Consider the following 9,629-nt stretch of genomic DNA (forward strand, 5'->3'; position numbering starts at 1 on the left):
ATCATGGCACCGGGGACCATCTTCACTATGGCTGGGGAGCAGTATCGTCATTTGGAGAATATGGGAGATAATAATCACATGATTATACGTAATGCGGCAATTCGTAATACAAACTTCTCTACTATGGAACAACGGACCGAGGACTGGTATGCTGGTCTTGATTCCTCAGTTCAAGCACGGGTTCAGCGGGTATCAGACAACTTTATGACAGGAAGTGTTAACGGTGATGAACTCACTTGGACAGCAGGTCGGAGGCGCTGGTTACCAACAAACCTAGATGCTTTCCCTGAAGTTGCGGCGGATGAGACTCGAGTTGACTCAAGTGGGAGTCCGCGGGCATTTATCCTTTCCTTAGCAGATGTAGTCCGCTTGTCAGGTCCAGGACGTGCTTTCCCTGATCATGAAGCACGTGTGGGCTCAGGACCAGAAGGTGACTGGTGGTTGCTTCGTACGCTCGCGACAGATGGTGCTTGGCGGGTGCAACGTGATCCCTCTATTGGGGTGTTGTCTAGTCACCATGCAGGTTCTATTTTAGGATGGGGTGGTGTGCGCCCAGCCCTCATTGTTCGGCAGTAAGCCTTCTATTCGAGAGGCAGGGATAAGTGTAAGACGGTATGAAAAAAGAGGAATGCTCAGACAGGGGATTCCTCTTTTTTATTAACAAATAATACTTCTTCTTTCAGAAGTTAAAGTCAAGGTGTCATTGGCTTGTATCTCAAAAGTTTCTCCATCAATCTGTACAGGTTGGGTGGACTGAGGTGTGACAGACACGGCAGTAGAAACACTGTGGTGGAAAATATCGTTTTCTAAATGTCTTCCTTGAAGGACACTCGGGATAAGTGAAAATATTTTAGGCATACTGTATTTGTCCAGCTCGATAAGATGTATCTCTTGATTGAGGTTTGAGGCCTCGGGAGCAATTTTAACCCCACCACCAAAATAAGGATGTTTGGTAAAAGTAAGGAGAAAAGCATTGTCAAACTTGAATGTATCCTTTAGATTGTAAATAGAAATACAGAAAGATTTTTTGCTGAACAAAACGTGCAGAGCTGTCATAAGATAAGAAAGCCTGCCCAGTTTGATAGAGTTCAGGAGCTTTTTTACGCGACTGCCGTTTGTAGCTTTAACGATAGCAGCATCCAGCCCTATTCCCACATTATTGAGGGCATATCCCGAAAAAGATTGGGATTTATACTGCATAACATAAAAATCTTTTATCTGGTTGCGGCGGATATCTTTAAAAGCTTGGATAGGATCAAAGGACAGTCCGAGACTGCGGGCAAAATCATTGCCAGAGCCTGAGGGAATATAGCCAAAGGAAAAATCAGCGGGTAAGGCGTTGAGGGCGAGAGAGATGGTGCCATCTCCACCTAAAATAAGGAGTTGATCCTCGGGCTTTTTTTCTTCAAGAATTTGCTGGATAAAGGATGCTTCTTGACCCGTACGCTCAGTCGCAAAGAGTTTATATGATAAGCCGTTTTCTTCAAGATAAGGCAACAGGAGTTTCAATGAACGCTCCCCTTTGCGGGAACCGGCATTTGGATTGGCAAGAATGTAATAAATCATAGAACTATTCTATCAAAAAAATATATTTTAGAGGTAAATAACATAAGGATTGCGAATGATACGAAACTTTTTCGTAAAAGTAACAAGCCAACAGGAGGATTTTGAATGAGGCAAAAAAACGCGAAAAGTCTTTTATATGTTATAATTAAGAGAAACAGTTAATTATAAGTGAAGAATGTCGGTTTATAAAAATAGAACTAAGGGTTATCGGTAAGCTGACCGGCATAGAAAAATATAGGTTAAAACATGCAATACGAAGAAATAAACGAAAAAACGATAAAGATTAGCCTAACTTTTCAAGACTTGGTTGATCACGATGTGAAGCTCTCAGATTTTTTTACCAATCAATCCATGGTTGAAAATCTTTTTTATGAGCTTGTAGAGGAGCTTGGACTTGAAGAAAGGTTTTCATCAGGGCTTTTGACTTTCCAAATTCAGCCTTTTCCAAAAGGTGTAAACATCATTGTTACAGAGGAAAACATTGACATTGATCCGACCACGCTTCCAGATGATCCAGAAGAGTTCGAGCAGCTCATGACAGATTTTTTTGGTCGTGTTGAAGATTTGAAGCAAAATGGCGGAGCAAGTCCAGATAAAAACACAACTGAAAATAAAGAAACAAAAGTAAAAAGTAAGCCGGACCCGGACTTTGTCTTTTATTCTGTCGAGTTTGATAACATGATGCAACTTTTGGCAGCTGTGAAAAATGTCAAAATTGAGGCAGAGGAGTCAGAGCTTTATGGCTATAAGGATAAGTTTTATCTGATTATTCTTGATAATCAAAGAGCAAAAGGTAAAACAGAGGTAAGTGCAATGCGCGCACGCATGTTAGAATATGGGCGGGAAACAGCCAAAAGTCGTGAAACATTACAGGAGTATGGAGAATTATTGATAACCACTCGTGCTTTGGAAGTTCTCTCTAAAATTTAAGATATGATAGATACTATAAAAGAAATCCCTATTAAAGGTATCCCTTTTACGGTTGAGTTCTTTATTGTTCTCTTTGTTACTTTTGGGATGTCCTTGATATTTACACCTTTAATGACCTTTATCTCACGCCGTATAGGAGCAGTAGATAAGCCAAATGAACGTCGGATCAATACGAAAGTCATGCCTTCAGCAGGAGGACTTGCAGTTTTCCTGTCTTTTGCTATTTCTACTCTCTTTATTCTTCCCCTAATTGTACATCCGCAACTTCCTTGGGTGGGGGTAGGCCATCCCCTCGCTCCTCGTTCTCAACTGGTTACGTATACGAGCTATATTCTTCCCTTTATCTTTGCAGGGGGAGTTGTAGTTATTACAGGGCTTATTGATGATGTCAAGGAAATCTCGCCGAAGATGAAGATGCTCGGGCTGCTTATTGCAGCTTCAATCACATGGTTCTTTACGCATGCGCGATTTGATAACTTGAAAATTCCTTTTGGTGGTCCTTTTCTAGAGTTTCCAGTTTGGCTGTCTTTCATTTTTACAGTCTTTTGGATCGTATCTATTACAAATGCCGTAAATCTAATCGACGGTTTGGATGGTCTGGCTAGTGGAGTTTCCGTCATTTCCCTGTTTACGATGGGGATTGTGTCCTACTTCTTTTTGCCTAGTCCAAATATATTCTTGCCCATCACCATTTTTACTTTGGTAGCCGCGATTATGGGCTTTTTCTCCTATAATTATCATCCGGCGATTATTTATCTGGGAGATACGGGTGCCTTGTTTTTAGGCTTTATGATTTCTGTTGTTTCTCTTCAAGGCTTGAAGAATGCAACTGCTGTAGCCGTTTTGACACCACTTTTAATTTTGGGTGTTCCATTGACAGATACGATTGTCGCCATGGTTCGCCGTAAGCTTAACAATCAGAGCATCTCCAGTGCAGATAAGATGCACTTGCATCATCGCTTGATGCAGATTGGCTTTACGCATCGTGGAGCTGTGTTAGTTATTTATGGTATTGCGGGTATCTTTGCATTTATTTCCTTGATTTTACAAGTTTCAAGTCGTATTGGCGGTATCTTCCTGATTATTGCTCTGCTGCTTGGCTTGGGCCTCTTTATTGATATGGTTGGAATGCTGGGTAAGAATCGACAGCCTTTCCTCAATGTATTGCGATTTATTGGGAGCTCAGATTACCGTGAACAACTCATAAACAAGAAACGAAAAAAAAGGTATAAACATGATAAAACAGGACGGAAATGATTTTTTCGCCTGTTTTTTAATACGCTATCTTCCTTGTGCCTAAAGGCACTAATGAAGAACGGAAATTTTTATATAAATTTCCTGAGCGTCTTATTAGTCAATAATCAAAAAAGTATCGTTTTTGATTATTTCCGTCATAGCTATCTTCATGGTACCTAAAGGCACTCATGAAGAAGAGAAATTTTTATATAAATTTCCTGAGCGTCTTATTAGTCAATAATCAAAAAAAGTATCGTTTTTGATTATTTCCGTCATAGCTATCTTCCTTGTGCCTAAAGGTACTCATGAAGAAGAGAAATTTTTATATAAATTTCCTGAGTGTTTCGCTAGTTAATAATCAAAAAAATATCGTTTGTGGTTATTTTTGCCACAGCTATCTTTTTCGTTCTCAAAGCTGATAATGATGGGTAATGAGCGCTGTACATTATTCTTGACTATCTTAAAAAATGCATTCAAAAATATGTTTGAATTTTATCAAGGATAATTCGGATAAAAAGCAGATTTACTCCTTTTTTGATATAATGAAGGATGAAGTGTAAAAGATATTTTACTTATGAATTGAAGGAGTTAGAATGGCAACTTTAGAAATTAAAAATCTTCATGTAAGTATTGAAGACAAAGCAATCCTTAAAGGTGTAAATCTTACAATTAATACCAATGAAGTACATGCAATCATGGGTCCAAACGGTACAGGTAAATCAACCTTATCGGCAGCCATCATGGGAAATCCGGCTTATACAGTTACTGAAGGAGAAATTCTCTTAGACGGTGAAAATATCCTTGAATTAGAAGTCGATGAACGTGCGCGTCTTGGGTTATTCCTTGCGATGCAATACCCATCAGAAATCCCAGGAATTACAAATGCTGAGTTTATGCGAGCAGCTATCAATGCTCAACGTGCAGAAGACGATAAAATTTCTGTTATGGACTTCATCAAAAAGTTGGACAAAAACATGGAATTGCTCAACATGAAAGAAGAGATGGCAGAGCGTTACCTCAATGAAGGTTTCTCTGGTGGGGAGAAAAAACGTAATGAAATCCTCCAACTCTTGATGTTAGAACCAACTTTTGCTATTTTGGATGAAATTGACTCTGGGCTTGATATTGATGCCCTTAAAGTAGTCTCCAAAGGTGTAAACGCCATGCGTGGTGAAAGTTTTGGTGCGCTTATCATTACGCACTACCAACGTCTGCTCGACTATATTACACCCGATGTTGTTCATATCATGATGGAAGGCCGTGTCGTTATGACAGGTGGAGCCGAACTTGCGAAACGTCTTGAAAAAGAAGGTTATGCTAAGATCTCTGAAGAATTAGGGATTGAGTACGAGGAAGAAGCATAAGTTGATGTTGTGTACGGTGGTTAAAAGTCAGAAAATTTTAAACTACCAAACATTATCATGGAGATACAATTAAATGAATGAAAAAATAAAAGATTTCTCGCTCATGCATGCTGAACCAAATTGGTTGTCAGATTTACGTCAAACAGCTTTTGAGGCTATGACAGAGTTAGAGATGCCTAATATTGAGCGTGTGAAATTCAATCGTTGGGGCTTGGATAATACAGAGATAGGGGATTCTGAGCCAAGTGGAAATGTACCAAGCTTTACAGAATTGCCTAACCATCCACTTTTGGTACAAGTGGGAAGTCAAAATGTTATGGAACAAATGCGTCCAGATTTGGCTGAAAAAGGTGTTGTTTTCACTGATTTTGCCTCAGCAATGGAAGAAATTCCTGAGATAGTCGAAACTTATTTCGGCAAGGCTGTGAGTTATAAAGAAAATCGTTTAGCAGCAAGTAATGTTGCTAGTTTTAATTCCGGTGCGGTCTTATATATTCCGGACAATGTCGAAATTGATGTCCCTGTAGAAGCAAAGTTCTATCAAGATTCTGAGTCCGATTTGCCTTTCAATAAACACATCTTAATTATTGCTGGCCGTAACAGTAAGCTTGATTATTTGGAACGCTTGGAAAGTATCGGTGACGGGAATGTTAAGGTTACAGGAAATATTTCTATCGAAGTCATTGCCCTTGAAGGCGCGCAAGTGAAGTTTGCCGCTATCGATCGTTTAGGGGAACATGTGACAGCCTATATCAGCCGCCGTGGTCATTTAGCAAATAATGCTACAATTGATTGGTCTATCGGAACAATGAATGATGGCAATGTTGTTTGTGATTTTGACAGTGATCTTAAAGGTGATGGCAGTCATTCACAAATCAAAGTTGTTGGATTATCTATGGGGAAACAAATCCAAGGGATTGATACTCGTGTGACAAACTTTGGCCGTAATTCAGTAGGACATATCTTGCAACATGGCGTTATTCTTGATCGAGGCACATTGACTTTTAATGGAATAGGTCAAATCATGCGTGGCGCTAAAGGGGCAGATGCGCAACAAGAAAGCCGAGTATTAATGCTTTCAGACCGTGCCCGCAGTGATGCAAATCCTATTTTGCTGATTGAGGAAAATGACGTAACTGCAGGTCACGCAGCTTCTATCGGTCAGGTCGATCCTGAGGATATGTACTATCTTATGAGTCGAGGCTTAGATGAAACAACAGCCAAACGTCTTGTTATTCGAGGTTTCCTCGGTGCAGTTGTGACTGAGATTCCGATTAAAGCTGTTCGTGATGAATTTATCTCAATTATCGAGAGAAAGTTGGCAATCTAATGATTGACTTAAAAAAAGACTTTAAAATTCTTAATCAAAAAGTTAATGATGAACCATTAGTCTACTTGGACAATGCAGCCACCACCCAAAAGCCACAGCAGGTATTGGATATTTTGACAAAATATTATGAACATGATAATGCCAATGTCCATCGTGGGGTTCATACTCTAGCAGAGCGTGCAACGGCAGATTATGAGGCAGCCCGTGAAAAGGTGCGAAAGTTTATTCATGCTGCATCTACGAAGGAAGTATTGTTTACACGTGGGACGACAACGGGCTTAAATTGGGTTACAAAGTTTGCAGAGCAAGTTTTAACAGCAGGTGATGAGATTATTATTTCTGTTGCAGAGCACCATTCAAACTTTGTCCCTTGGCAACAAGTCGCTGAAAAAACAGGGGCTCTTTTGAAGATTGTTTATCTGAAAGATGGTGCTTTGGACATTGATGACTTAAAGGAAAAACTGACTGCCAAAACAAAGTTTGTAAGTTTAACCCATGCCTCAAATGTTTTAGGATCGATTACTCCGATTAAGGAAATTGCTGAGTCGGTTCATCACTACGGTGCTTATTTTGTTGTTGACGGTGCACAATCTGTCCCGCATATGAAAATTGATGTCCAAGACTTGGATGTGGATTTCTTTGCTTTTTCGGGTCATAAAATGTGTGGTCCAACAGGAATTGGTGTCCTCTATGGAAAAGAGGCTTTACTTGATCAAATGAACCCTATCGAGTTTGGTGGGGAAATGATTGACTTTGTTTATGAAAGTCACTCGACATGGACCGAGTTGCCGTGGAAATTTGAGGCAGGTACGCCAAATATTGCAGGTGCTATCGCGCTCGGAGCAGCCATTGATTACCTTGAAGCAATAGGAATGGACAATATTCATCGTTATGAGCAAGAGCTTGTGGCCTATGTGATGCCTAAACTAAAAGCGATTGACGGTTTAGAAATTTATGGCCCGGAAGCAGTGGAAGAGCGAAGTGGTGTGATTGCTTTTAATATTCAAGGCCTCCATCCTCACGATTTAGCCACAGCTTTGGATATGGAAGGTGTTGCTGTACGCGCTGGTCATCATTGTGCACAGCCTTTGTTGAATTACCTTGGTCAATCATCAACTGCACGCGCAAGTTTTTATATTTATAATACGAAGGAAGACTGCGATAAACTTGTGGACGCTCTTTTGAAGACAAAAGAGTTTTTCGGCTTATAGTATTAAGAAAAACGGAGAAAAAGAATGGCACTTTCAAAATTAGATAATTTATACCGTGCAGTAATTCTTGATCACTCTTCTGCTCCGCGCCATGCAGGTGAACTCCAGCAGGCTTGTGTTGTTGATTTGAACAATCCAACCTGCGGTGATGTTATTCGCTTGACTGTTGCGTTTACAGAAGATAAGATTAGCGACATTGCCTTTAGTGGGCACGGTTGTACAATTTCAACAGCATCTGCTTCAATGATGACGGAAGCTGTGATTGGCAAGACAAAAGCAGAAGCTTTGGAATTGGCACGGATTTTTTCAGAAATGGTGACGGGACACGAAGATCCTGCGCAAGAGCGCTTAGGAGACGCACAATTCCTTGCAGGAGTTTCTAAATTTCCGCAACGGGTAAAATGTTCAACTCTGGCGTGGAATGCCCTGAAAAAAGCGATTGAGACAGATGGTAGTGCTACCGTATCTGAATCTCACTAGAATGCAAATAAAGAGAGGAAAATAATGACAGAAGAAGTTCCAGTATTAGAAGAATATAAATTTGGTTTTCATGATAATGCTGAATTAGTCATGTCTACAGGAACAGGTCTGACAGAAGAGGTTATTCGTACAATGTCGGCCGCAAAAGAAGAACCAGAATGGATGCTGGATTTCCGCCTCAAGTCCTTCGAAGCCTTCAAAAAATTAGATCTCCCAGAATGGGGACCTGATTTGTCAGACATTGATTTTGATGATGTAGTGTATTACCAAAAACCCACCGATAAACCTGCACGTACTTGGGAAGAAGTCCCTGATGAAATTAAGGAAACCTTTGAAAGAATCGGTATCCCAGAAGCAGAGCGTGCTTATTTGGCAGGAGCTTCGGCACAATATGAGTCAGAAGTTGTTTACCACAACATGAAGGAAGAATTTGAAAAGCTTGGTATCATCTTCACCGATACCGATTCTGCTCTGAAGGAATATCCAGATCTTTTCAAAAAATACTTTGCAAAACTTGTCCCTCCAACAGACAATAAATTAGCCGCCTTGAACTCAGCAGTTTGGTCTGGAGGAAGCTTCGTTTACGTGCCTAAGGGAGTAAAGTGTGAAATTCCTATCCAAGCCTATTTCCGTATCAATAACGAAAAATCAGGACAGTTTGAACGTACTTTAATCATTGTTGATGAAGGAGCTTCTATCCAATATGTGGAAGGCTGTACTGCACCAACATATTCATCAGCCAGCTTGCACGCTGCTGTTGTTGAAATCTTCTGTGAAGAAGGTGGATACATGCGTTATTCAACCATTCAAAACTGGTCAGATAATGTCTATAACTTGGTAACAAAACGTGCCAAAGCAGAGGCAAATGCGACCGTGGAATGGATTGATGGTAACTTAGGTTCACGTGTCTCTATGAAGTATCCAGCTGTCTATTTAGACGGTCCTGGCGCACGTGGTACAATGCTTTCGATCGCCTTTGCTAACGCAAATCAAGAGCAAGATACAGGTGCCAAAATGATTCATAATGCACCAAATACAAGCTCATCGATTATTTCTAAATCCATCTCTAAATCTGGTGGAGCCGTAAACTATCGTGGACAAGTAACCTTCAACAAAAACTCCACACATTCTAAATCACATATTGAATGTGACACGATTATTATGGATGATATTTCAAAATCAGATACAATTCCATTTAATGAGATTCACAACTCACAAGTTGCCTTGGAACACGAAGCTAAAGTATCTAAAATCTCAGAAGAACAGTTGTACTATTTGATGAGCCGTGGTTTAACAGAAAAAGAAGCCACAGATATGATCGTGATGGGCTTCATTGAACCATTCACAAAAGAGCTTCCAATGGAGTACGCAGTAGAACTCAACAGATTGATTTCTTATAGTATGGAGGGTTCAATCGGGTAAAGAAAAAGCAAAGCTTTTTCCCGATTGAATCGGCGAATAGGGATTTTCGTAAGAAAATCTTCACTCGTATCGGGTAAAGAAAAAGCAAAG

General features: G+C 40.2%; 8 protein-coding genes and 1 pseudogene. 8 read left to right on the forward strand and 1 reads right to left on the reverse strand.

Annotation, left to right across the window (positions count from 1 at the left end; all coding sequences use genetic code 11):
- Positions 1-576 (forward strand): annotated as a pseudogene (locus B4H39_RS03635) (hypothetical protein); the annotation flags it as partial.
- An 81-nt stretch (positions 577-657) separates the two neighbouring features.
- On the opposite strand, the gene B4H39_RS03640 reads toward B4H39_RS03635, so the two are convergent.
- Positions 658-1,566, reverse strand: coding sequence for a diacylglycerol/lipid kinase family protein (locus B4H39_RS03640; protein ID WP_251422745.1), 909 nt, complete (start codon positions 1,564-1,566; stop codon positions 658-660).
- A 246-nt stretch (positions 1,567-1,812) separates the two neighbouring features.
- On the opposite strand from B4H39_RS03640, the gene B4H39_RS03645 reads away from it, so the two are divergent.
- The 7 genes from B4H39_RS03645 (at position 1,813) to sufB (ending at position 9,539) form a co-directional block, all read left to right on the forward strand.
- Positions 1,813-2,496, forward strand: a complete 684-nt coding sequence (locus B4H39_RS03645) for an adaptor protein MecA (RefSeq protein ID WP_202231680.1) — start codon at positions 1,813-1,815, stop codon at positions 2,494-2,496.
- Between the two features lie 3 nt (positions 2,497-2,499).
- Positions 2,500-3,753 carry a glycosyltransferase family 4 protein gene (locus B4H39_RS03650; protein ID WP_251422742.1) on the forward strand — a complete coding sequence of 418 codons (1,254 nt, stop codon included), beginning with the start codon at positions 2,500-2,502 and terminating at the stop codon, positions 3,751-3,753.
- 572 nt (positions 3,754-4,325) lie between these two features.
- A complete protein-coding gene (gene sufC, locus B4H39_RS03655; protein ID WP_251422739.1) occupies positions 4,326-5,096 on the forward strand; it encodes a Fe-S cluster assembly ATPase SufC in 771 nt (256 codons plus the stop codon).
- 73 nt (positions 5,097-5,169) lie between these two features.
- The gene (gene sufD, locus B4H39_RS03660) at positions 5,170-6,426 is read left to right on the forward strand and encodes a Fe-S cluster assembly protein SufD (protein WP_251422736.1); all 1,257 of its coding nucleotides are present in this window, start codon (positions 5,170-5,172) and stop codon (positions 6,424-6,426) included.
- Complete coding sequence (locus B4H39_RS03665; protein ID WP_251422733.1) at positions 6,426-7,637, forward strand: cysteine desulfurase; 1,212 nt, start codon at positions 6,426-6,428, stop codon at positions 7,635-7,637. Before sufD ends, B4H39_RS03665 begins: the two co-directional genes overlap by 1 nt.
- Positions 7,638-7,661: 24 nt before the next feature.
- Complete coding sequence (sufU, locus tag B4H39_RS03670; protein ID WP_251422730.1) at positions 7,662-8,117, forward strand: Fe-S cluster assembly sulfur transfer protein SufU; 456 nt, start codon at positions 7,662-7,664, stop codon at positions 8,115-8,117.
- Positions 8,118-8,141: 24 nt separating this feature from the next.
- On the forward strand, positions 8,142-9,539 hold the full coding sequence (sufB, locus tag B4H39_RS03675; protein WP_202231099.1) for a Fe-S cluster assembly protein SufB: 1,398 nt from the start codon (positions 8,142-8,144) through the stop codon (positions 9,537-9,539).
- Positions 9,540-9,629 lie beyond the last annotated feature (90 nt).

The organism is Lactococcus sp. UBA7128, from assembly GCF_002492185.1.
Lineage (GTDB): Bacteria > Bacillota > Bacilli > Lactobacillales > Streptococcaceae > Lactococcus > Lactococcus muris.